Genomic DNA, 23,788 nt, shown 5'->3' with positions numbered 1-23,788 from the left:
GCATTATTTTTGTGTTTATTTTCAACTCTCCCTCAGTACAACATTCAAAAAACCGTTCGACAATTATGAAAAAGTACTTCTTTTTCTACATACTACTATTATTGCCAATTATAGGCATTGCACAAACATACAAATACATCGGTGTGGAAGACGGTTTGAGCAACAGACGGGTATATGCAATTCAAAAGGGACCTAAAGGTTACATGTGGTTTCTTACCCACGACGGCATCGACCGATACAACGGAAAGGACTTCAAGCCGTACAAATTGATGGATGGAGATGAAGAAGTGAATTCCATGATGAACCTGAATTGGCTCTATGTTGACCCCAAAGGCACCATATGGGAAATAGGCAAAAAAGGACGTGTGTTCCGCTATGATACAAAACACGATCGCTTTGTCCTGGTATACAAGCTACCCGAAAGCGAAGTGAAAGGACGTCCAACCCCTATCAGTTACGGTTTTGTGGATGCCAACAGCGTAATATGGCTTTGCAATGAAGATGCCCTATATCTGTACGACAGCAATACCCAGAAGGTAACATTCATTCAAAACGAAATAGGAGAACGAATTACGGATATCGCACAGATTGATTCGACCCACTTCTTCATCGGAACCGACATCGGCATACACTATGCTGAACTGGCCAACAACATCCTCACCCTCAGCCCCTGCAACCAGTTGGATACCTTGAAGATACAAATCAACGAACTATACTATCACAAACCATCCCACAAGGTTTTTATCGGTACTTTCCAGCGGGGAATATTCTCCTATGACCTAAACAAGCACAAGGTCATGCATATACCATCCGGACTGATGGACATCAGCATCAACTGTATCCGTGCCTTCAATGACAATGAGATTCTCATCGCAACGGACGGAGCCGGTGTCTACAAGATGAATACCGATACCTATGCATCCGAACCGTATATCGTTGCCGACTACAATCGGTACAACTCAATGAACGGAAATACTATCAATGACATTTACATCGACAGCGAGCAGCGTATCTGGATGGCCAATTATCCCATCGGCATAACTGTACGCAATAACCGATATACCGATTACCAATGGATAAAACACTCTATCGGCAATAAACAATCACTCATCAATGACCAGGTAAACGCCATCATCGAGGACCATGACGGAGATTTATGGTTTGCCACGAACAACGGAATCAGCCTCTATTACAGCAAGACGAAACAATGGCATTCTTTTCTCAGCACCTTCGACTCCGAAAGCCATAGCAAAAATCACACCTTCATCTCACTATGCGAGGTGGAGCCCGGCATCATCTGGGCCGGAGGGTATAGTTCCGGCATCTACCAGATAAACAAGAAGCAACTGTCCATAGACTTCTTTACCCCATCCTTATTCAGCAATCTGAATATCCGGCCAGACAAGTATATTCGTTCCATTATGAAAGATTCTTCAGGAAACATCTGGTCCGGAGGGTATTATAACTTAAAAGAAATAGATTATTCCAGAAAAAACATACGGCACTTCCCGGGCTTGAATGGTATCACCGCTATCATAGAGAAAGACTCCACACATATGTGGATAGGCACTTCCACCGGCTTGTACCTGTTGGAAAAAGCAACCGGTAAGTATACCTATATCCAGATGCCGGTAGAATCCTACTACATCTACTCCCTATGCCAAGCTTCCGACGGAATGCTGTATATCGGTACCAACAATGCCGGTTTACTGGTATATGATACGACCAAAAACACATTCAGACATTATCATAGAGACAACTGCGCCTTGATTTCCAATAATATCTATACACTATTGTCTGATGGTAAAGGAAATATCTTTCTGAGTACAGAACACGGTCTGTCCACCTTCTATCCTGTCGAAGAGACATTCCATAACTGGACCAAAGAACAAGGACTGAAGTCTGACCATTTCAACGCAGCCTCAGGCACCTTGAGGAAAAACGGCAATTTCATTTTCGGCAGTACGGATGGAGCCATAGAATTCAACAAAGACATGATCCTGCCTCGCGACTATAAGTTCAAAATGGTATTCAGTGACCTGCGGGTATTCTATCAGACCGTTTATCCCAAGGATGAAGGTTCTCCACTTATTCTGGATATTGACGAGACAAAAACCTTGCGTTTGAAGTACAACCAGAACATCTTCTCATTGCAGGTCTCAGACATCAACTATGACTATCCTTCCCTAATTCTGTACTCCTGGAAACTGGAAGGCTTCTATGAGGGTTGGAGCCGTCCGGGAGAGGAAAACGTCATCCGTTTTACCAACCTGAGTCCGGGCAACTATACCCTCCGCGTACGTGCCATCTCCAACGAAGACCGTCGTATTGTCCTGGAGGAACGCAGTATGGACATCATTATCGAGCAACCCCTCTGGCTCAGTTTCTGGGCGCTGATACTCTATGCAGTAATTATCATATCCATTGCAAGCATCACTCTGCGAATAATAGTCTTGAGAAAACAGCGGAAAGAATCCGATGAGAAAATACGCTTCTTCGTCAATACGGCGCATGATATACGTACTCCACTGACGCTCATCAAAGCACCCTTGGAAGAAATCACCGAACGCGAGCAACTGACTTCCAGCGGACAGAGCAACATCAATACAGCCCTGCGAAACGTAAATGCCTTGTTGCGCCTGACCACCAACCTTATTAATTTCGAGCGCGCAGACACCTATTCCGGAAGTCTATACGTATCCGAATACGAACTGAGCACATATATGGAAGAGACGATCGATGCTTTCCGTTCATACGCAAACATAAAACACATCAACCTGACCTACGAAAGCAGCTTCCGTTATCTGAACGTATGGTTAGATAAGGACAAGATGGATTCCATTTTGAAAAATATCATATCCAACGCACTGAAATATACACCGGACGGCGGCAATGTACATGTCTTTACTTCCGAGACAGAAGATACCTGGAGTATTGAGGTGAAAGATACCGGTATCGGAATTCCGGCTTCAGAACAGAAAAAGCTGTTCAAGATGCATTTCCGTGGCAGTAATGCTATCAATTCCAAAGTTACCGGCAGCGGCATCGGACTACTTCTGGTAGGGAAACTTGTACACTTACATAAAGGAAAGCTCAACTTCAGCAGCATGGAAGGGAAAGGCTCTTGCATCAAAATCACGTTTCCCAAAGGGAACAAGCATTTCCGCAAAGCAATCCAACGCCCTCAACCCAAAAACGAACGGATTGTTTATTCGGCTTCCGGAGTGCCTATCAATGCCTCTACTACATCATCCCCTGCTTCCAGTGGAATCTACGACAAGACGCAGCAACAGTCACAAAACAACAGTAACCACCAGAAAATTCTTATTGTAGAGGACAATGACGAATTAAGGGAATATCTGCGCAGAACATTGTCTGAACAATACAACATACAAGTATGCTCCAATGGAAAAGAAGCACTGACCATTGTCAAGGAGTATATGCCCAACCTCGTCATTTCAGACATTATGATGCCGGAAATGAGAGGAGACGAATTGTGTCATATCCTGAAGAACGACATCGAGACATCACATATCCCCATCATCCTGCTCACAGCACTGAATACCGACAAGAATATCATCGAGGGACTGCAAAGCGGAGCGGATGAATATATTGTGAAACCCTTCAATATCGGTATATTGCGAGCAAACATTGCCAACCTGCTGACTAACCGGGCACTGTTGCGCCACAAATATACCAGCCTGGACCTGAACGACGAGAAGAACAATACGGATTGCATCAACTGCTCCAACGACTTGGACTGGAAATTCATTGCAACCGTCAAAAAGAGCGTCGAAGACAATATGGACAACCCAAGCTTCAACGTCGACGTGCTCTGCAACCTGCTGAATATGAGTAGGACCAGCTTCTACAATAAGATAAAGGCACTGACCGACCAAGCTCCGGCTGACTACATCCGGCTGATTCGACTGAAACATGCTGCCCAACTTCTGAAAGAACAAAAGCATACCATCACCGAGATTTCAGAGCTGACCGGTTTCAGTGATGCGAAATATTTCCGTGAAGTATTCAAGAAACATTTCAATATGAGCCCAAGCCAGTATGCCAAGAGAGGGAAGGAAGAGAAAGATGATAAAGAAATAAAGTAAATTACAACATTTTGAATATGAATATATATCTTGAAGCATTCTCCATTTTCTTTAAGATAGGAGCCTTTACCATCGGCGGCGGTTATGCTATGGTACCGCTGATAGAAAACGAAATCGTAACCAAACGAAACTGGATAGCCAAAGAAGATTTCATTGACCTGCTTGCTATATCACAGTCCGCTCCGGGCATCCTTGCCGTCAATATATCCATTTTTATAGGGTATCGGCTACGGGGAATACGAGGGAGCATAATCACTGCATTGGGAACCATACTTCCTTCGTTTCTCATCATCCTCGCCATAGCGTTGTTCTTTCACAACTTCAAGGACAACATCATTGTGGAACGTATATTCAAAGGTATTCGCCCGGCAGTGGTTGCATTGATCGCAGCCCCTACATTCAGCATGGCTAAATCGGCCCGGATAAACCGATACAACATATGGATACCGGTGGTTTCAGCACTGCTCATCTGGCTGTTGGGCTTCTCTCCCATCTGGATTATCATTGCAGCAGGTGTAGGAGGATACTGCTTCGGACGTTTTCAACGTCCGAAGAATTAAAAATTAAAGAATTAAAAATTAAAAAGGATAGCAACATTAATCACTAACCATTTATCATTAATTACTAATCATGGTTTTCTTACAGTTATTCTATACATTCTTTAAGATTGGGCTTTTCGGCTTTGGTGGCGGATATGCCATGTTGTCTATGATACAAGGTGAAGTAGTTACCCGTTACGGTTGGCTTACAGCGCAGGAATTTACTGATATTGTGGCAATCAGCCAGATGACACCCGGTCCGATAGGAATCAATTCGGCAACTTATGTGGGTTATACTACGATAGCTGATTGCTACGGTACAAACTATGGTATTTTAGGTTCTATTATTGCTACGTTTGCCGTGGTGCTTCCTTCTTTCCTACTGATGCTGACCATCAGCAAATTCTTTCTGAAATACCAGAAACATCCTTCCGTGGAAGCGGTATTCAGTGGGCTCCGCCCGGCAGTGGTCGGTCTGCTAGCCTCAGCCGCGCTGGTATTGATGAATTCGGAAAACTTCAGTTCTCCCAAAGAAGACATATATTCCTTCGTCATCAGCTGCCTCATCTTCCTCGTGGCATTTATAGGCACAAAGAAATATAAACTGAACCCGATAGGAATGATTGTAGCTTGTGGAATAGCAGGATTGATACTTTATTAAGGATTAAGGATTAAACGTTAATGATTAATCCCTAATCCTTAATCCCTAATTTTTAAAGTTTAATCTTCTTTCCAACGGATTTCGATTCATTATGCAGACGGTCCAAGGCTGTCACCACATAGCGGTACTTTGTCTTTCCGTCTTCGTAAGGAAGTTTATAGAAATTATCGCGCGTGATGGCTACAATATGGGAAGGGTCATCTATATTCACTTTCTCTTTGTCATTAAAGCGATAGACCACATATTGGACGGCACGGTTCATTTCCTCTTTATACTTGGGAGCTGTCCAGAAAAGAATATATCCGTCTTCCGTCCACACCGGTTTCATCTTACGTACCTTTGCCGGGGCTTCGTTATCCATGAAATCGAAAACGGGAGGTAGCGCCGGATACTTATGATATTCGGCAATCAGGGCATCGCGATACTTGCCTGCATTCTCTACAACCGCACTGGCAGGCCACTGGCAACTGCCACCGATGGTCTGATAGGCCCGTTGCAAGGCCATTTTGCGAGGAAGCTGATTTATCGACGGGTTCTTGGGGTCGGCATTCTGCACGGTGTTCATCACGGACTGGCCGATAAACAAGGGGCGGTTTTCCGTATTCCTGGCCCACCACTTCACCAGTGTCTCATAGTCGGCAACCGGATGTCCTATATGCCAATAAATCTGCGGAATATTATAGTCTATCCAACCTTCACGGGCCCACAGCAACACGTCCGCATAAAGGTCATCGTAGTTTTGCAGGCCTTTGGTCTTACTGCCAAGCGGGTCACTGCTTTCATTCCGGTAAATGCCAAACGGAGAAACCCCGAACTTCACCCACGGCTTGATTTCACGAATTGTTTCATGCAGTTTCTTAATCAGCACATTCACGTTGCTCCGGCGCCAGTCTCCTTTATTGCTGAAACCTCCGCCAAAACGTGCAAAACTTGCATCGTCAGGGAAATCCTTTCCCTTAATGGGATAAGGATAAAAGTAATCGTCCATATGAATGGCATCCACATCATAGCGGGAAACGATGTCGCTCACCACCATGCAGATGTGCCGGCGGCTCTCAGGCAGTGCCGGGTCAAAATACAACTGGTCGCCATAAGTGACAAACCATTCCGGATGGATATTGTACACATGATTGGGAGCCAACTCACTCTTCAAGGTCGTCTTCGTGCGATACGGATTAATCCATGCATGAAACTCCATACCACGCTTATGGCATTCATCAATCATAAACTGCATAGGGTCCCAATAGGGTTCGGGCGCTTTACCCTGCACTCCGGTAAGGAAACGACTCCACGGTTCCAGTCTGGAAGCATACAGAGCATCCGCTTCGGGACGTACCTGGAAAATTATGGCGTTGATTCCCGCCTTCTGCAAGGAATTCAACTGCCCGATCAGATTCTGCTTCAGTTTTTCGGTCGGCATTCCACGGAACTGTCCGTTTACTGACTGTATCCATGCTGCACGAAATTCACGTTTAGGATAGGCAGACCCGGTCTGCACTTGCGCAAATACTCCTCCCGCCATTAGCAGCAAGAAGAATACACATAAAAGGGATTTTACTCTCATTCTCTAATTACAGCTTTTTAATACTTAAAATAGTTTATAATTAAGGTTTGTCCTTCATCGGCCATTCCACAATAAAGCGGCATCCTCCGCAATAGGTGTCATCCAGATAAATCCGGCCTCCCACCAACTCCATTATCTCATTGGCTATGGCAAGCCCCAATCCGGACCCTTTGGTAAACGTGTCCACTTTATAAAAACGTTCGAAAATACGGTCCGATTCGTCCGGCCTGATGCCTATACCGGTATCCTCTATCACGAAGCGCAATACATGTCGGGACTTATCTTCCTCGCAGGAAACGCGTATATGACCTTCTTCCGTAAACTTCACCGCATTATCCAACAAAGACACCAGCACCATTTTCAGCCATTGCCGGGCTGCATAAAAGGCCATAATGCCGGAAGCAGGCACATATTCCAGTTCAACTCCCGGCTTCAGTTCCGGACGGAAGCCCTCAATACATTCCTTGCAACACGCATCCACTTCTATCTCCTCCCGCGGCATCTCCCACACTCGCGAATCCATATCCGCAATATTGAGTATGTTCTCCATCAGACTCAACAGATATGTATTGTTGCCCTCCACTTGTTCAACATACTCGCGTTTCTCCACATCATCCAGCTTCTCTTGAGCCAGCAAGGTAGAAAAGCCGACGATGGAATTCAACGGAGTACGGATTTCATGGGTGATATGCTGTATAAAGGAACTTTTGACCTGGCTCATTTTTTCCACCGCCCTGCGTGCAGCTTCCAACTTGCGGTTCATGGAGAGGGTGCGGATATACAGATAAGTAATGAGCAGCAAAAGCAACAATACCAGTCCGCCAACAGCCAAGGCTATCATCAGTCGTTCCTTGTTCAATCTGGCACTCAGCTCCAGCTTCTCCATCTTCAACCGGTCCACCTCAAACTGTGCCGTATATTTGCTTAGCTTGTCATCCATTTCTGCCGTACGCACGGAGTCACTCACGGCGGCATATCTGGCATAACTGCGGCAAGCCGCACGATAATCGCCCAACTGTTCCTGCAGTTCTCCTTTCATATAATGGTTATAAGGATAGCAAAGCCCCAGTGAATGCTGATAATCCATGAGTGAATCCACGTAAGCAATGTTACCTTTCAAATCACCGAGGATACGGCAACACATTATCTTATAGCCAAACCATGCTTCGGGCGTCGAGCTCTCCGGATGTTGACGGTAGAAGCGGTCGGTCTCCTCAATATAAGGCTCAGTAGCCTTTCTACCTTCATTGGCCAATAAGCCTATAACCCTGAATTCACAGAAACGCAGGTGCAGGGAAGGGTCTATGCTGACTTGTTTACGGTCCAGTTTGTCCTCCAGTTGCGACAATTTACTCAGATACTCGCCGGCTTCTGCATACTCACTGCGTGAAAGATAAGTCTGGATAATATTAAGCAACACCACGTATGCGTCACGATAATAGCTGCCTTCCTCGAAAAGTTTCAGTGCATTGTTGTAATTCTCTATACACAGTTTTACGTTGTTTCCAAAGACCCGATGGTTATACCCGATGCACATTTCGCCACATGCCAATCCGTATTTGTCCCGGGCTTGCTCGGCATCCTGATGGAGCCTGACGGTTTCAGCCATCGCCTCCTCCTGCATACCTTTCTCCGTCATACGCTGAATGTACTGCCGCCACGCCATATACCGGTCTCGTGTCCGTTGGTATTTCCGGCACCAGTCCATATATTCATAGGTTGCGGCTTTCAATTGGTCAATGTCCCCCAACTGATAATAATGAGAAATCAAGTTGTTATGGGCATCACTAATCTGTACCGTATCGTTCAGTTCGCGGGCAAGTTTTATCCACCGGGCATTGATGGAAGGCAATCGGTCTTGTCCCAACACTTTCTGCGCACTATCTGCCAGAGCTTTCATCTCTCCATAAGGGTCTTCGGCATGCAGGATTGAGGGGCATAAACCTAACACCAGCACAACAAGAAGCCATTTTATATTACGCTTTACCATGTTCGGACATTAAAAGGAGTCGGATGCGAATTTAGTGCTTTTATTTAATGTAAATTAGCAGTCATCCTAAAGTATAACAAATCTTAACCTTGCCTATCTGATACGATTTTTCCAGCAGGTTCGTTTTATTCTACCCCGGTTTGCATTATCTTTGCAAATCCTAAATCACATAAGTGACTTTTATATGGCAGAAAATACATCGATTATCATAAAGGGAGCCCGTGTCAATAACCTCAAGAACATTGACGTAGAGATTCCCCGTAACAAACTCGTAGTCATCACCGGACTGTCCGGTTCCGGAAAATCCTCACTTGCTTTCGATACATTATATGCCGAGGGGCAGCGCCGCTACGTGGAGAGCTTGAGCAGTTATGCCCGCCAGTTTTTGGGACGTATGAGCAAGCCTGAATGCGATTTCATCAAAGGGATTCCACCTGCCATTGCCATTGAGCAGAAAGTAAGCAGCCGTAACCCACGGTCCACCGTGGGTACCTCCACTGAAATATACGAATATCTGCGGTTGCTCTACGCACGTGTCGGTAAGACCTTCAGCCCGGTCAGCGGACAAGAAGTGAAGAAACACTCGGCAGAAGATATCGTGAAGTGCATGCTGGAATATCCGGAAGGAACCAAGTATACCGTGCTCGCCCCGATATTGCTGCGCGAAGACCGCACGCTGCAACAACAACTGGAGATAGACATGAAGCAAGGTTTCACCCGTCTGGAAGTGAACGGTGAAATGATGCGCATCGACGAATACAAGCCGAAAGCCGGAGACACAGTTTTTCTGTTGATTGACCGTATGACAGCCTCTTCAGAAAAGGATTCCGTCAGCCGCCTCACCGACTCGGCCGAAACAGCCATGTATGAAGGAGACGGTGCCTGCCTGCTGCGTTTCTACCAGCCCGACGGGAGTACCTGCCTCTATCGTTTCAGCACCAAGTTCGAGGCAGACGGCATCACCTTCGAAGAACCGAACGACCAGATGTTCTCCTTCAACTCTCCCATCGGTGCATGCCCCGTATGCGAGGGATTCGGGAAAGTCATCGGCATCGACGAGCATCTCGTGATACCCGACCGCTCCTTGTCCGTCTATGATGGAGCCGTTGTATGCTGGCGGGGCGAAAAGATGGGCGAATGGAGGGATATGGTGATACACGGAGCCGAGAAAGCCGGCTTCCCCATCTTCACTCCCTATTATGAACTGACCGACGAGCAACGCCGGATGCTGTGGGAAGGGACACCCTACTTTGAGGGCATCAACGCCTTCTTCAAGATGGTGCAGGAAAATCAGTACAAGATACAATACCGTGTGATGCTGGCACGCTACCGCGGAAAGACGCTCTGCCCCAAATGCCACGGTACCCGCCTGAAACCCGAAGCAAACTACGTACGCGTGGGAGGACGCAACATCTCCGAACTGGTAGATTTGCCCATCACTGAGTTGAAGCTCTTCTTCGACAACCTGCAGCTAGACCCACATGACGCCGACATAGCCCGCCGCATCCTGACAGAAATCAACAGCCGCATCCAATTCCTATTGGATGTCGGTTTGGGATACCTCACGCTGAACCGCCTCAGCAACTCGCTCTCCGGCGGTGAAAGCCAGCGAATCAACCTCGCCACCTCGCTGGGAAGTAGTCTGGTGGGCAGCCTGTATATTCTTGACGAACCGAGCATCGGCCTGCATAGCCGCGATACGGACAAACTGATACACGTGCTCCGCCAGCTGCAACAGTTGGGCAATACGGTAGTGGTAGTGGAACACGATGAAGAGATTATCCGTGCTGCCGACTATATCATCGACATCGGTCCCCGGGCAGGCCGCCTGGGAGGGAAGGTCGTCTACCAAGGAGATATGAAAGACCTTCAGAAAGACAGTGACAGCTATACCGTGCGCTATCTGCTGGGCGAAGAAACCATCCCCCTGCCGGAACACCGCCGCCCGTGGAACAACTACATAGAAATAAAAGGCGCGCGCGAAAACAACCTGAAGGGTGTAGAGGCACGGTTCCCGCTGAATGTAATGACCGTAGTCACCGGTGTCAGCGGTTCGGGCAAGAGTACGCTGGTACGCGACATCTTCTACCGCGCCCTGAAACGAGAGTTGGATGAATGCAACGAACGTCCAGGCGAGTTCACTTCCATTGGAGGAGACTTGCAGAACCTGCGCAATGTAGAGTTTGTTGACCAGAATCCTATCGGGAAGTCATCGAGAAGTAACCCCGTGACCTACATCAAGGCCTACGATGAAATCCGTAAACTATGGGCGGACCAACCGCTTGCCAAGCAGATGGGATACAGTGCCGGATACTTCAGCTTCAACAGCGAAGGCGGCCGTTGCGAGGAATGCAAGGGTGAAGGCACCATCACGGTGGAGATGCAATTCATGGCAGACCTTGTACTGGAATGCGAATCCTGCCACGGCAAACGCTTCAAGGCGGACACGCTGGAAGTGAAGTTCCACGACATGAATATCTACGACGTATTGGAGATGACCGTAAACCAAGCCATCGAATTCTTTACGCAACACGGACAGAAAAAGATTGTGAAGAAGCTGCAACCCTTGCAGGATGTAGGTTTGGGATATATCAAACTGGGGCAAGCCTCCTCCACCCTCTCCGGTGGAGAGAACCAGCGCGTGAAACTCGCCTTCTACCTCAGCCAGGAGAAAGCAGACCCGACCATGTTCATCTTCGATGAACCGACCACCGGACTACACTTCCATGACATCAAGAAACTGCTCGAAGCCTTCGATGCCCTAATACGCCGCGGGCACAGCATTGTCATCATCGAACATAATCTGGATGTGGTGAAGTGTGCGGACCATGTGATAGACCTGGGGCCCGAAGGAGGGGACAAAGGAGGAAACATCGTAGCTACCGGTACACCGGAGGAAGTGGCGAAGTGTGCGGCAAGTTATACGGGACAATTCTTGCAAGAGAAATTACACCCCTCGCTTCCTTAAATAGAACACAGAGGCACGGAGACACAGAGATATTAAATTCAAGGAAAAAGAATAAAACTCTATGCCTCCGTGTCTTTGTGCTTAATCTTACCGGGTGCTACTACTCCAATTTAAAAGTAACCGGAAAAGTAAATTCCACCTTCACGGCTTTACCCTGCTGCATCCCCGGTTTCCATTGTGGCATCAATTCTACAATCCGTAATGCTTCCTCATCCAGGGCAGGATACCTGCTGCGCATAATAACGGGGTCCGTCACACGACCATTCTCGTCAATCACCACGCTGACAGCAACTCTTCCTTGAATGCCATTCTTACGGACTTCTTCCGGATAACGGATATTCTTTTGAATAAAATCCATTAAGGCTTTCATACCTCCCGGAAACTCGGGCATCACTTCCACTACTTTATAGACCGGTTCTTCCATTGGCTCTTCCGTTATCAATTGTGGGCTCCCGCCCTTCCCTGCATCCGAAACATAAGGGGAAAGAGATGTCTTTTCCGCCGTTCTCCATTCTTCCTCATTGTCCGTCAGTCTGAACTCAGCCATCATCAAGACAGGTTTCCTCCTGATGGTTATCTCATAAAAGTAACGGTAGCGTCCCGGCTTGTTGGGATGCACATCCGGATAAAGGGAGGCTTTCATAACCCTTTCCTCCCCATCTCGCAGCACATAGGCGATGTCCCAAAAGGCAGCGTTTATCGGCAATTCCCGCCAAGTACCTTTTTCGTCTTCGAACGTCAGGTAGTAATGCTCGCCGCAGGTCAAATCTCCGCCGCTGTGATTGCTGAGGATAAATGTCGCCTGAGTCGCTTTCGTTGAAAAGACCGGATATTCGGGACGGATATGGATGCCACGAATATGATTCCTGCCTACTCTCTCGTTGATGACGGGGACTTCTACACCATGAAAACAGAAAACGGGGGAGTCCATTATCTCCTCCCGGAACTCTTTCCGTTTTTCAGGAGTATTCACAATCAAATCTATATCTATGCAATGCATCCCCACCCCATATCCAGTCACATTCCTCCGGATGTGTGTGTAGGTTGTGTTTTCCAACCGCTTTCTCAGTTCGTCGTGAATGGCAAGCAATTGTTTTTGCAAGCAGTCACCGTCATCCACGAGCCCTATCTTGAGGCTATCGCTCACTGATTTTTCCTGCAACCGTCGGTCTAACCCTACCGTATCTACAGAATCTTCAGGCATTTCTACGCGTTCCGTCTTATTCATCTTGCAGGATGAAAGGCAACAAAGCAATAGGAGAAAACAAACTCTGTTCATAGCATTTTGTATTTCAAGTCCATAGCATCAAATATACTCATTTTCGCAATCATAATCAAAAATAGAACCCCTAATCTCATAAGACTATATTAGGAATACATGTAATAACGGTATGAGAATAGAAAAGATTACGGCTAAAAGACACTGCATCGCCACTGCAAAGTCACTGCATTCCTTTTGCAGTGCTGCTGCACGCCCATTGCAGTACGACTGCAACCGTATTGCAGAGCTACTGCAAGCCTCATGCAGTGACACTGCAAAAAGCGTGCAGAACTTTGCAGTAGGAAAGAACTGATAACTAAGATAATAGCGCCAATGAAAGAAGTATGCAGTACAATTGAAATGGAAACGAAATGGGCGTGACAGATAAGTGTAACGATTCTTATCTATCACGCCTATCTATCACGCGGTAAGGTATTTGTAATCAATAGAATATACCCCTCCGCGTGATAGCATGACAGATGTTTTGCAAAAACAAACTCTGTGGTAGTAGCAAAATGAGATTAGAAATAGAATCCGAAACCTACCTTCAGACCGAATTTAGAACGGTCGCTATTGACGTTCCAGTAAGCTGCAGGTTCGATGGTCACCGTGCGGGTCAGGAAGAACGCATAACCGGCTTCCAGACCGAAAGAGAACTTGGTATCATCCAAATCATGTCCCCAATCCCAACGGTCCACATTGACATCGGCACCCAGATACACGCCAATCTTGTCGAAATAATAACGTCCACCTACACCCAGCGTATAGACATCGAGGTCAGACCCTCCGGTATTCCAAGCAGCCCCGGCATGCACCAGCAAGGCGATGTTGTCGAGCAGGAAAGCACCTCCCTTGGCTTCAAGGCCAAAACTTGTCTTGTCGGTTCCCGTGTCATGAGAAAATTCCAAACCGGTGATGGACGGGTTCAAAATCCACTTACCTTTTTCAAACTGTGCCTGAGCTGCCACTGTGACAACAAGCAAGCAAACGAATAATGCCAGTTTTTTCATCTTGTTCTGTTTTTTGAGTAAATAATCAATGTTGTTTATTGTCTTCTTCGAATCGCTTGCGTTGCAGCGCCTCCTTCTTGCGAAGCACCAGCCACAGCACAAATACAATGAGGTACGAAGCAGCTACGGTGACATACTTCTCAGTATCGCTGATTTCCGTATTGCGGGGAAGGAAATAAGCGGCAGTAGCAGAAACGTAAATAAGCAGGGCCAACGTGAGCCCGGTAGATTTCTTGATTTTCTTCATTACCAAAGTTTTTTAGTCGTCTTAAAATACCAAATATTAAACCAAATAGCAGCCAGCACAACAGCTATCAAGGCTATGCCCAGCGCATAATTCGGACCGAGCCCGAAACCTTCGGGAGCAATGCAGATGTAAGTGGTACACACAGCCGTCATGAATAATGCCGGGAAATAGGTGACGTAATAATAACGTCCTTTCTTCTCGCGTACCAGATAGACCGTAATGGCCCACAACGTAAAGACGGACAGAGTCTGATTGGCCCAGGCAAAATAACGCCAAATCATATCAAATCCATCCTTGTCCCGCAGGCTGTAAAGCAACAAGCTAATGGCTACCAGGAACATCGGGATGCATATATATAAACGGCGACGCATGGATTTTTGTTCCATTCCCAAGAAATCTGCCACAATGAGGCGCGCTGAACGGAAAGCCGTGTCGCCACTGGTAATAGGCGCGGCAATAACACCCAGAATGGCCAATACGCCACCTACGGCACCCAGCCAGTCTTTTGTAATGGCGTCTACAATGATAGAGGCATTCGTCTCCCCCATCCCGTTCTCATGGAAGAAATAAGTGGCGGCGGCAGCCCATATCAGAGCTACAATGCCTTCGGTTATCATTGCCCCATAGAAAACGGGGCGTCCGTGGCGCTCGCTTGTCATGCAACGTGCCATCAGCGGACTCTGCGTGGCATGGAAGCCACTGATGGCACCGCAGGCAATACTGACGAACATGATGGGGAAGATGGGCAATGCAACCGCATCGGGATGCGTGTTCTGCAATCCGTCCCATATCTCCGGCAATGCAGGATGGTTGACGTAAAGCATTACCAGAATACCGACCGCCATGAACAGCAGGGCAACGGCGAACAGCGGGTATATCTTACCGATAATCTTATCTACCGGCAGCAAAGTGGCAAAGATATAATAAGCGAAAACAACAATAATCCAGAAGGTGGTATCCAAGCTGTCGGGGGTCAACTTGGCAAGCAGTCCGGCCGGCCCTGCCACAAAGACAGCTCCCACCAATATCATCAGGATGACGGTAAAGCCGCGCATCACCTGCTTGGTGGTCAGCCCCAGATAGCGTCCGATGATTTCCGGCAGGCTTTCCCCGTCATGCCGCAAGGAGAGCATACCGGCAAGATAGTCGTGCACTGCACCGGCAAAGATACTGCCAAGTACAATCCACAGATAGGATGCCGTACCGAACTTGGCTCCCATGATGGCACCGAAGATAGGTCCCAACCCGGCAATATTGAGAAACTGTATCATAAAGATTTTCCAAGTAGGCAGTGGAATGTAATCCACACCATCGGCTTTGGTAAGGGCGGGTGTTTTGCGGTCATCGGGACCAAAGACGCGTTCTATGAAGCGTCCGTAGATAAAATAGCCGGCTATCAACGCCAGCAGGCAAAGCGTAAATGTAATCATGGCGTGTTAATATCTTTAATGTATGCAAATGTAACAGTTTCCAAGTAAACAGCACAAAATAATCGGGTGTTTTGCTTATCTTCGCCGAGAAATATGACAGAAATAAAGAAGAAAAGAGAAAAATGAAACGAATTATTTCCATTTTACTATATATGGCCGTCTTGCTGCCACTGGCTGCGCAACCGCCCAAGCATGAAGTGCGTGCCGCCTGGATAACCGCCGTCTATGGCCTGGACTGGCCGCAGACACGCGCCACTTCGCCCGAAGGCATCCGCAAGCAACAGGCCGAACTGATTGAAATATTGGACAGACTGAAAGCCGCCAATTTCAACACAGTACTGTTCCAGACCCGTACACGGGGAGATGTCCTCTACAAATCAGCCATCGAGCCCTACAACTCCATACTGACCGGAAAGGTGGGCGGCGACCCCGGCTACGATCCGCTGGCTTTTGCCATAGCCGAATGCCACAAGCGCGGTATGGAGTGCCATGCCTGGATGGTGACCATCCCTCTGGGCAACCGCAAGCATGTAGCCGCCCTCGGTAAAGAGTCCGTCACCAAAAAGAAACGCGCCATCTGCGTACCCTACAAACGCGAATACTTCCTGAATCCCGGACATCCGCAAACCAAAGAGTACCTGATGAGCCTTGTCCGCGAAGTGGTGGAACGCTACGATGTAGACGGGATACACTTCGACTACCTGCGCTATCCGGAAAACGCCCCCCGTTTTCCCGACAGCTACGACTACCGCAAATACAGCAAAGGACGCAGCCTTGCCCAATGGCGCAGAGACAACCTGACGGAAATAGTACGCTATATATATAAAGGTGTAAAAGCCATGAAACCCTGGGTAAAGGTCAGCACCTGCCCGGTAGGAAAATACAAAGACACTTCCCGCTACCCCTCCCGTGGCTGGAATGCCTTCCACACCGTCTATCAAGACGTGCAGGGTTGGCTGGGCGAGGGCATCCAGGACCAGATTTATCCGATGCTCTATTTCCGTGGCAATCATTTCTATCCCTTTGCCCTCGACTGGCAGGAACAAAGTAACGGACGCCAAATCATTCCCGGTCTGGGCATCTACTTCCTCGACCCCAGCGAAGGGAACTGGACGCTGGACGAGATTGAACGGCAGATGCACTTTATCCGCGCCCACGGTCTGGCGGGCGAGGCACACTACCGCGTGAAGTATCTGATGGACAATACGCAAGGGCTTTATGATGCGCTGGAAGAAGACTTCTATACCGCCCCGGCCCTGCAACCCGCCATGCCGTGGATAGACAATGTAGCTCCTACACCTCCCGCCGGACTCACGGTGGAAACACCGGAAAACGGCTATTGGAAACTAAGCTGGCAACCCGCCACGGACAATGACAAGCGGAATGCTCCGATGTATGTAATCTACGGTTCGGACACCTATCCCGTAGATACCTCCAATCCGGAGAATATCCTGGCACAACGAGTACAAGGCACGGAATATACCTATGCCCCCATCCGCCCGTGGACTGCCCGAAAATATTTTGCCGTGACAGCCATAGACCGTTGCGGAAACGAAAGCGAAGCTATTCAGCAGCAGTGACACAGACAAAAGCCCGGTAACGGCTCTTCGGAGTGACCGGTACCAGAGGCAGATAGCCGGAAACAACCCTGCCGTCCTTCACCACCAGCGGATAGCTTTGCATATCCTGCTCATGCCGCTCCATCAAAGCTTCATGGGTCGGAAAACAATCAATGGAGAAACGTCCCTCCCCACCGGGGACAATGAAATGATCACTAAGCACATGGGAAACGATTCCCATATTCATCCGTAGATTTATTTCGACATGGGGGTTGATGGCATACGGATGCCCTTTCTTCTGACGGCAGACCATCATGTCCACACCCAAGAAACCCATATAAGATGTAGCATAACTCGTTTCCAATGCTTTCTGCATCATATTGCGTATGCGTACAAATGCTTCAAAGGGTACATATTGCTGAATCCATTCCTCCACTTGCTCATCCGAAGTAAGGATATTACCACGATATGCCCCTTTGTCATCCGTAACAAAACGGGAATAGCCGACAAAAAGAAGCTTTCCCCGACCATCCGAATAAAATTCCATGGCAAAGTCTTCCACCTTATTAAATATAGGCTCCATCACAAAACCTCTATTTTCTTTCAGCGCCCTACTACACCAATCGGAAACATTTTTCGTAAAGCCATGACGGCACCAACACAATCCCTTTCCACTTCCCGACCAAAGTGATTTGAACACACATCCCTCCTTGTAACGATCAACAATATCCGGAGAGATATCCGTCATTCTACCATCAGCCTCCACCAAGCAACAACCGTCACCACAAGTATAATCTATTTTATTGAAATAGAAAAGTGCGCGAAAAGCCAAAGCGTTACTACGGGCAGCCTTCATACGATATTTATCCAAAGCATCCGGTGTAGGAAGATTTTTTTCCAGAACACCGCCTTTCAACATCCGTTTACGGATAGCGGGGTTCCATCCCCAAGGCATTACCCGCACATCAGCATAATCGGGCAGCTCCGGCTCTGTCACCAAATGCACATCCAGCCGGAACAACTGTTGCATCTGTTTCAGATAATCTGCATTATAGGCGGAAGAGGCCAGTACCCCACTACCCGGCTGGGCATACCAAATCGGCAACAAAGCCAAGTCTTCAGCCATACGGCGGATGGTAGCGGGCGCCATATAATTTTCTTCATTATTTCCCAATGCCATATCTGCATCAGGATTGAACACATAAAGTTTCATCTTTCAAATGTTAACCAATTACTCACGTTTTGTATGAGAGTGCAAAGTTATATAATATTTTGCCATCTCTACTTTGCAAATCTATAAAAAAGCCGTATATTTGTCGCCCGATAAACCGAATTTAAAGCATGGAAGCATTTTACCGTACACACGCTTATCTCGTAGAGCATACCAATGCTCCCGTACGCCGCGACCTCATGGACGAAATAGACTGGAATGACCGTCTTATCGGTATCAAAGGCACAAGAGGCGTAGGTAAGACCACTTTCTTGCTGCAATATGCCAAAGAGAAATTCGGCACAGACCGCTCCTGCCTCTTCATCAACATGAACAACTTCTACTTCTCCGGACATGGCATCGTGGAGTTCGCCGCCGAATTCCAGCGTCGCGGAGGAAAAGTGCTGTTGATAGACCAGGTATTCAAGTACCCGGAATGGAGCAAGGAACTGCGTATGTGCTACGACCGCTTCCCCAACCTGAAAATCGTGTTCACCGGCTCGTCCGTGATGCGCCTGAAAGAGGAGAATATGGAGTTGCGCGACATCGTGAAGAGCTACAACCTGCGCGGCTTCTCCTTCCGCGAATACCTGAACCTGCAGACGGGCATGAAGTTCCACGCCTATCCGTTGGAAGAAATCTTGAGCAACCACGAACAGATAGCCAAAGGCATCCTCTCCAAAGTACGTCCATTGGACTACATGCAGGACTATATGCACCACGGCTTCTACCCTTTCTTCCTCGAAAAGCGTAACTTCTCGGAGAATCTGCTCAAGACAATGAACATGATGGTGGAAGTAGACATCCTGCTCATCAAACAAATTGAGCTGAAATACCTTTCGAAGATAAAGAAATTACTATATTTGTTGGCCGTGGACGGGCCGAAAGCGCCGAATGTCAGCCAACTGGCAAACGACATACAGACCTCCCGTGCCACCGTGATGAATTACATCAAGTATCTGGCAGACGCACGACTCATCAATATGGTCTATCCGAAGGGAGAAGAATTCCCCAAGAAGCCGTCGAAGATAATGATGCACAATTCAAATCTGATGTATTCCATCTATCCCGTCAAGGTGGAAGAGCAAGACGTACTGGACACTTTCTTTGCCAACACAATGTGGAAGGACCACAAGGTGAACAAGGGCGACAAGAACATCTCGTTCATGGTAGATGAGGTGATGCCTTTCAAGATTTGTCCGGAAGGAACAAAGATAAAGAATAATCCGGGAGTTACTTATGTACTGCATAAGGCAGAAATAGGCCGAGGCAACCAAATACCTCTCTGGTTATTCGGTTTCTTGTATTAAGAGAGAGATTTTTTTACTTAAATAAATAATTCAATTTAGTTATGACTAAACAGAAGAAATTCATTACTTGTGATGGTAACCAGGCTGCTGCACATATCTCGTATATGTTCTCCGAAGTAGCTGCCATCTACCCCATCACCCCCTCTTCTACGATGGCTGAATACGTAGACGAATGGGCTGCCGCAGGTCGCAAGAACATCTTCGGCGAAACAGTATTGGTACAGGAAATGCAGTCAGAAGGTGGTGCTGCAGGTGCCGTCCACGGCTCTCTGCAAGCCGGTGCGCTGACTACTACTTACACAGCTTCACAAGGTCTGTTGCTGATGATCCCGAACATGTACAAGATTGCCGGTGAATTCCTGCCTTGTGTATTCCACGTATCAGCACGTACATTGGCAAGCCATGCACTGTGTATCTTCGGTGACCACCAGGACGTTATGTCTGCACGCCAGACTGGTTTTGCCATGTTGGCCGAAGGTTCTGTACAAGAAGTTATGGACTTGGCAGGTGTTGCCCACCTAGCCACCATCAAGGCCCGTGTTCCGTTTATGAACTTCTTCGACGGCTTCCGTACTTCTCACGAAATCCAGAAGATTGAAATGTTGGAGAACGAAGACCTCGCTCCGCTTATCGACCAGGAAGCTTTGGCTGAATTCCGCGCACGTGCATTGAACCCGATGAACCCGGTTGCCCGTGGTATGGCCGAAAATCCTGACCACTTCTTCCAACACCGTGAATCTTGCAACAACTACTATGAAGCAGTTCCGGCTATCGTTGAGGAATACATGAACGAGATTTCCAAAATCACAGGCCGCAAGTATGGTTTGTTCGATTACTACGGTGCAGAAGATGCAGAACGCGTTATCATCGCCATGGGTTCTGTAACGGAAGCTGCCCGCGAAGCTATCGACCACCTCGTTGCCAATGGCGAAAAGGTTGGTTTGGTTGCCGTTCACTTGTATCGTCCGTTCTCTGCCAAGCACTTCCTTGCCGCCGTTCCCAAGACTGCCAAGAAGATTGCCGTACTGGACCGTACGAAAGAACCGGGTGCTAACGGCGAACCGTTGTACCTCGACGTAAAAGACTGTTTCTACGGTGCAGAGAATGCTCCGGTTATCGTAGGCGGCCGTTATGGTTTGGGTTCCAAGGATACTACTCCTGCTCAAATCCTCGCCGTTTACAAGAATCTGGCTATGCCGATGCCGAAGAACCACTTCACTATCGGTATCGTGGACGACGTTACCTTCACTTCTCTGCCCCAGGAAGAAGAAATCGCATTGGGCGGCGAAGGTATGTTCGAAGCCAAATTTTACGGTTTGGGCGCTGACGGTACAGTAGGTGCCAACAAGAACTCCGTAAAGATTATCGGTGACAACACCGACAAGCACTGCCAGGCCTATTTCTCTTACGACTCCAAGAAATCAGGCGGTTTCACTTGCTCGCACCTGCGTTTCGGTGACACTCCTATCCGCTCTACATACCTGGTAAATACGCCTAACTTCGTGGCTTGCCACGTTCAGGCTTACCTGCACATGTACGACGTAACCCGCGGCTTGCGTAAGAACGGCTCTTTCTTGCTGAACACCATCTGGGAAGGCGAAGAGCTGGCCAAGAACCTGCCTAACAAGGTGAAGAAGTACTTTGCACAAAACAATATCACTGTTTACTATATCAATGCAACCCAGATTGCACAAGAAATCGGTTTGGGCAACCGTACCAACACCATCCTGCAATCCGCATTCTTCCGTATCACCGGCGTTATTCCGGTTGACCTGGCTGTAGAGCAGATGAAGAAGTTCATCGTTAAGTCTTACGGCAAGAAGGGTGAAGATGTTGTCAACAAGAACTATGCAGCTGTTGACCGTGGCGGCGAATACAAGCAGCTGACCGTTGACCCGGCTTGGGCCAATCTGGCAGACGACGCCAAGGCTGAAAACAACGACCCTGCATTCATCAACGAAGTGGTTCGTCCTATCAACGCACAAGACGGTGACTTATTGCCGGTATCTGCATTCAAGGGTATCGAAGACGGTACTTGGGAACAAGGTACTGCCAAATATGAGAAACGTGGTGTAGCTGCATTCGTTCCCGAATGGAACGCTGAAAACTGTATCCAGTGTAACAAGTGTGCATACGTTTGTCCTCACGCTTCCATCCGTCCGTTCGTACTCGATGCTGAAGAGCAGAAGGGTGCCAACTTCACTCAACTGAAGGCTGTAGGTAAAGCATTCGACGGTATGACATTCCGTATTCAGGTAGACGTTCTCGACTGTCTGGGTTGTGGCAACTGTGCCGATGTCTGTCCGGGTAACCCGAAGAAGGGTGGCAAGGCTCTGACTATGAAGCACCTCGAAAGCCAATTGCCGGAAGCTGCCAACTGGACTTACTGTGCTGAAAACGTGAAGAGCAAACAACACTTGGTTGACATCAAGGCCAACGTGAAGAACTCTCAGTTCGCCACTCCGTTGTTCGAGTTCTCAGGCGCTTGCTCCGGTTGTGGTGAAACTCCGTATGTGAAGCTGATTTCCCAGTTGTTCGGTGACCGCGAAATGGTAGCCAACGCAACAGGATGTTCTTCCATCTACTCCGGTTCAGTACCTTCTACTCCTTATACCAAGAACGAAAAAGGTCACGGTCCTGCTTGGGCAAACTCATTGTTCGAGGACTTCTGCGAATTCGGTCTGGGTATGGAGCTTGCCAACGAAAAGATGCGCGCACGTATCGTGAAGGCTATGGAAGATGCCATCGCAGCAGAAGGAACTCCGGCCGAATACAAAGAAGTATTCCAGGCTTGGATTGAAAACATGTACGATGCAGACAAGAGCAAGGAACTGGCTGAAAAGATTATTCCGATGGTAGAAGCTGCCAAAGACAAGTGCGACAGCTGCAAGACTATCGCCAGTCTGTCTCAATACCTGGTAAAACGCAGCCAGTGGATTATCGGTGGTGACGGTGCTTCTTACGACATCGGTTACGGTGGTCTCGACCATGTAATCGCAAGCGGTAAGGATGTCAACATCCTCGTACTGGATACTGAGGTTTACTCCAACACAGGCGGTCAGTCTTCCAAGGCTACTCCGGTAGGCGCTATCGCCAAGTTTGCCGCTGCCGGTAAGCGTGTACGCAAGAAAGACCTCGGTCTGATGGCTACTACTTACGGTTACGTATACGTTGCCCAAATCGCTATGGGTGCCGACCAGGCTCAGACCCTGAAGGCTATCCGTGAAGCAGAAGCATATCCCGGTCCGTCACTCATCATCGCTTACGCTCCGTGTATCAACCACGGTCTGAAGGCAGGTATGGGCAAGAGCCAGGCAGAGGAAGAAAAGGCCGTTAAGTGCGGTTACTGGCACTTGTGGCGTTACAACCCGGCTCTGGAGGCTGAAGGCAAGAATCCGTTCACGCTGGATAGCAAGGAACCGGATTGGAGCGGATTCCAAGACTTCCTGAAGGGTGAAGTTCGTTACGCATCCGTAATGAAGCAATATCCGCAGGAGGCCGACGAGCTGTTCAAGGCTGCTGAAGAAAACGCTAAATGGCGTTACAATAGCTACAAGCGTCTTTCCAAAGAAAATTGGGGCGCTGAAGTTACAGAGTAATTCCGATTACTAAATAAAGAATAGAGGCTGCTCCTGAATAAGGCGTAGTCTCTATTTGTTTTTAATTAACAATACTAAATATCACAGGTTATGATTGGATTTATCATTTGGATTATCGGTGTGGTTCTGTGTGTCAAAGCCGTACTTGAAATCATGAAGTGGCCGGTAGACGGCGTGAAGAAACTATTAGTTGCAATTATCATCCTGCTCACAAGCTGGATTGGAATCTGTGTTTACTACTTCTGGGGAAGGGAAAACCTGCCTCAAATACTGAAATAAGTTCCAGTATCATTTACAGAAGTAAACAGACGTGTATTAAGAACAAGGGGGA

16 protein-coding genes are annotated in these 23,788 nt (G+C 47.9%); 9 read left to right on the top strand and 7 right to left on the bottom strand.

Going from position 1 to position 23,788, the window contains the following annotated elements:
• Positions 1 to 65 precede the first annotated feature (65 nt).
• The 3 genes from DXD65_RS05990 (at position 66) to DXD65_RS05980 (ending at position 5,309) form a co-directional block, all read left to right on the top strand.
• Positions 66 to 4,109 carry a two-component regulator propeller domain-containing protein gene (locus DXD65_RS05990; protein ID WP_117887417.1) on the top strand — a complete coding sequence of 1,348 codons (4,044 nt, stop codon included), beginning with the start codon at positions 66 to 68 and terminating at the stop codon, positions 4,107 to 4,109.
• A gap of 17 nt (positions 4,110 to 4,126) precedes the next feature.
• Positions 4,127 to 4,669, top strand: a complete 543-nt coding sequence (locus DXD65_RS05985) for a chromate transporter (RefSeq protein WP_034528571.1) — start codon at positions 4,127 to 4,129, stop codon at positions 4,667 to 4,669.
• A 70-nt stretch (positions 4,670 to 4,739) separates the two neighbouring features.
• Positions 4,740 to 5,309 carry a chromate transporter gene (locus DXD65_RS05980; protein WP_117887416.1) on the top strand — a complete coding sequence of 190 codons (570 nt, stop codon included), beginning with the start codon at positions 4,740 to 4,742 and terminating at the stop codon, positions 5,307 to 5,309.
• Positions 5,310 to 5,361: 52 nt separating this feature from the next.
• On the opposite strand, the gene DXD65_RS05975 is transcribed toward DXD65_RS05980, so the two are convergent.
• Both DXD65_RS05975 and DXD65_RS05970 read right to left on the bottom strand, forming a co-directional pair.
• Positions 5,362 to 6,873 carry a glycoside hydrolase family 10 protein gene (locus DXD65_RS05975; protein WP_034525493.1) on the bottom strand — a complete coding sequence of 504 codons (1,512 nt, stop codon included), beginning with the start codon at positions 6,871 to 6,873 and terminating at the stop codon, positions 5,362 to 5,364.
• A gap of 40 nt (positions 6,874 to 6,913) precedes the next feature.
• On the bottom strand, positions 6,914 to 8,863 hold the full coding sequence (locus DXD65_RS05970) for a sensor histidine kinase (protein WP_117589139.1): 1,950 nt from the start codon (positions 8,861 to 8,863) through the stop codon (positions 6,914 to 6,916).
• 184 nt (positions 8,864 to 9,047) lie between these two features.
• Here DXD65_RS05970 and uvrA point away from each other — a divergent pair, with 184 nt between their 5' ends.
• Positions 9,048 to 11,831 carry an excinuclease ABC subunit UvrA gene (gene uvrA, locus DXD65_RS05965; protein ID WP_008663931.1) on the top strand — a complete coding sequence of 928 codons (2,784 nt, stop codon included), beginning with the start codon at positions 9,048 to 9,050 and terminating at the stop codon, positions 11,829 to 11,831.
• Positions 11,832 to 11,931: 100 nt separating this feature from the next.
• On the opposite strand, the gene DXD65_RS05960 is transcribed toward uvrA, so the two are convergent.
• Complete coding sequence (locus DXD65_RS05960; protein ID WP_117887415.1) at positions 11,932 to 13,110, bottom strand: energy transducer TonB; 1,179 nt, start codon at positions 13,108 to 13,110, stop codon at positions 11,932 to 11,934.
• Positions 13,111 to 13,222: 112 nt separating this feature from the next.
• Between DXD65_RS05960 and DXD65_RS21110 the strand changes: the two genes are divergently transcribed.
• Positions 13,223 to 13,405: a hypothetical protein gene (locus tag DXD65_RS21110; protein ID WP_044467943.1), complete on the top strand. Its 183-nt coding sequence runs from the start codon at positions 13,223 to 13,225 to the stop codon at positions 13,403 to 13,405.
• A 208-nt stretch (positions 13,406 to 13,613) separates the two neighbouring features.
• Here the strand turns inward: DXD65_RS21110 and DXD65_RS05955 are convergent, their stop codons facing one another.
• The 3 genes from DXD65_RS05955 to DXD65_RS05945 are packed head-to-tail and all read right to left on the bottom strand — an operon-like array spanning position 13,614 to position 15,779.
• On the bottom strand, positions 13,614 to 14,102 hold the full coding sequence (locus tag DXD65_RS05955; protein ID WP_005826298.1) for an outer membrane beta-barrel protein: 489 nt from the start codon (positions 14,100 to 14,102) through the stop codon (positions 13,614 to 13,616).
• A 25-nt stretch (positions 14,103 to 14,127) separates the two neighbouring features.
• Entirely contained in the window at positions 14,128 to 14,349 is a 222-nt protein-coding gene (locus tag DXD65_RS05950) for a hypothetical protein (RefSeq protein WP_005826297.1), read from the bottom strand.
• Entirely contained in the window at positions 14,349 to 15,779 is a 1,431-nt protein-coding gene (locus DXD65_RS05945) for a carbon starvation protein A (RefSeq protein ID WP_008663941.1), read from the bottom strand. The genes DXD65_RS05950 and DXD65_RS05945 overlap by 1 nt, the downstream gene beginning before the upstream one ends.
• A 122-nt stretch (positions 15,780 to 15,901) precedes the next feature.
• Between DXD65_RS05945 and DXD65_RS05940 the strand changes: the two genes are divergently transcribed.
• Complete coding sequence (locus DXD65_RS05940; protein WP_229126627.1) at positions 15,902 to 17,359, top strand: glycoside hydrolase family 10 protein; 1,458 nt, start codon at positions 15,902 to 15,904, stop codon at positions 17,357 to 17,359.
• Here the strand turns inward: DXD65_RS05940 and DXD65_RS05935 are convergent.
• Positions 17,343 to 18,551: a hypothetical protein gene (locus tag DXD65_RS05935; protein ID WP_035449587.1), complete on the bottom strand. Its 1,209-nt coding sequence runs from the start codon at positions 18,549 to 18,551 to the stop codon at positions 17,343 to 17,345. The two genes, DXD65_RS05940 and DXD65_RS05935, sit on opposite strands and share 17 nt — an antisense overlap.
• 128 nt (positions 18,552 to 18,679) lie before the next feature.
• On the opposite strand from DXD65_RS05935, the gene DXD65_RS05930 reads away from it, so the two are divergent.
• From DXD65_RS05930 to DXD65_RS05920, 3 genes are all read left to right on the top strand, one after another.
• Positions 18,680 to 19,858, top strand: coding sequence for an ATP-binding protein (locus DXD65_RS05930; protein ID WP_005826292.1), 1,179 nt, complete (start codon positions 18,680 to 18,682; stop codon positions 19,856 to 19,858).
• Between the two features lie 41 nt (positions 19,859 to 19,899).
• On the top strand, positions 19,900 to 23,457 hold the full coding sequence (nifJ, locus tag DXD65_RS05925; protein WP_005826291.1) for a pyruvate:ferredoxin (flavodoxin) oxidoreductase: 3,558 nt from the start codon (positions 19,900 to 19,902) through the stop codon (positions 23,455 to 23,457).
• A gap of 90 nt (positions 23,458 to 23,547) precedes the next feature.
• The gene (locus DXD65_RS05920) at positions 23,548 to 23,736 is read left to right on the top strand and encodes a hypothetical protein (protein WP_005826290.1); all 189 of its coding nucleotides are present in this window, start codon (positions 23,548 to 23,550) and stop codon (positions 23,734 to 23,736) included.
• The last annotated feature ends 52 nt before the right edge of the window (positions 23,737 to 23,788 follow it).

Origin of the sequence: Bacteroides sp. 4_1_36, from assembly GCF_003466325.1 — a bacterium.
Lineage (GTDB): Bacteria > Bacteroidota > Bacteroidia > Bacteroidales > Bacteroidaceae > Bacteroides > Bacteroides uniformis.
This window is presented reverse-complemented; position numbering and strand designations above follow the sequence as displayed.